This is a genomic window from Dickeya oryzae, assembly GCF_020406815.2.
Taxonomy (GTDB): Bacteria; Pseudomonadota; Gammaproteobacteria; order Enterobacterales; family Enterobacteriaceae; genus Dickeya; species Dickeya oryzae.
The window spans coordinates 505,205-506,533 of sequence record NZ_CP162670.1 but is presented as its reverse complement, the minus strand read 5'-3'; the positions used below and the strand labels follow the sequence as shown (position 1 = coordinate 506,533).

1 protein-coding gene is annotated in these 1,329 nt (G+C 48.6%); it reads right to left on the bottom strand.

All coding sequences use genetic code 11. The features are described from left to right. Nucleotides 1–6 precede the first annotated feature (6 nt). Nucleotides 7–1,311, bottom strand: coding sequence for an NAD(P)/FAD-dependent oxidoreductase (locus LF929_RS02340; protein WP_210174661.1), 1,305 nt, complete (start codon nt 1,309–1,311; stop codon nt 7–9). Between the last annotated feature and the right edge of the window lie 18 nt (nt 1,312–1,329).

Here is a 1,329-nt window from a genome sequence, read left to right as displayed (position 1 = left end):
CGTTATCTACCTTCCATTGAGTACTTCACGGTACTGCGCCAATAACTTAAGGAACTTCCACAGATCAACTTCCCACTGATGTCGGAAAGATCCGATGTAATAGTTCTGCCCCAAGTCAGGATCCTGTTCTTTTTTCATCCGGCTGAAATCGTGCAGCCCTTTGGCTTGTGAGAAATAAGCCTTGAGATAGTCCACAACAAACAGACCATGAGAGCGGGCGGAAACACCGAGTCCGGTGGCGGAGTTGATGTAGCCGATAAATAACAGGTTGTCGAAGTTTTTGGGGACAATATGTAAGAAGCAATCGGGAATACCCTGCTTCATTTCCAGATATTTATTATCCAGAAACGGAAAATGGCGGTTATATCCTGTCGCATAAATCAGGGTATCGACTTCAATTTGTGAACCGTCGTCAAAGGTCACCGTACGGCCCTGAAAAGCGCTCACATCCCCTTTGGGTTGGATATCGCCGTGACCAATAAAATACAAAAGTTGCGAGTTCATAATGGGATGGGAAGCATCCAACGGATAATCCGGCTTTTTCAAGCCGTAATCGGTACCGTCATAACCGGCAAGTTTAAAAACCTGCTGTATATAAGCCAGCGTTTCTTCGCGGGTGTTAAATTTATTGCCCAGCCCTTCCATCCATCTCGGCGTCGGCATGCCATTGATGAATTTCGGCTGATAGTAATAACCACGGCGTGTACTGTGATAAACCGCCGAGCAATGATGAACCGCATCAACGGCAATATCGCAGCCGGAATTACCGGCACCGATAATCAAGACCCGCTTGCCCTTGATGCGCTCCGGTGTCCGGTAATCGATAGAATGCATGATGTCACCGGAGAAGTGACCGGGATAGGCCGGTTCAGGGTAACGGGCTTCCCGCTGCATACCGTTACTGACCAGCACAAAAGAATAGAACTTTCGCTCTCCCGTCGATAATTCAACCTGCCAGCCATCCTCCTGCGGCTCGATACGGGTCACCGCAACATTGAAATGCGCCTTCTCATACACCCCAAACGTTTTCGCATAATCACAGACATACTGATGCATCAGTTTATGGCTGGGATAATGAGGATAGTCCTCCGGCATGGGAAAATCGGGATACTGGGTATTAACCTTCGGCGAGATCAGATGCAGTGACGGATAGGTACGGCCACAGCGGCTGCCAGCATTCCATACTCCGCCAAAGTCCGACTCAGCTTCATACAGATCGTAATCGATACCGGCCTGGTTCAGCTCCTTACCGAGACTGACACCGTAAGGGCCACCACCGATAATACATACTCGTTTTCCTTGTCTATTCATTCATGAGATCCTTTTAAC

What these genes read in the sequence shown, in the direction of transcription:
- LF929_RS02340 (WP_210174661.1), bottom strand. Translation starts at nt 1,311, where the DNA reads ATGAATAGACAAGGAAAACGAGTATGTATTATCGGTGGTGGCCCTTAC.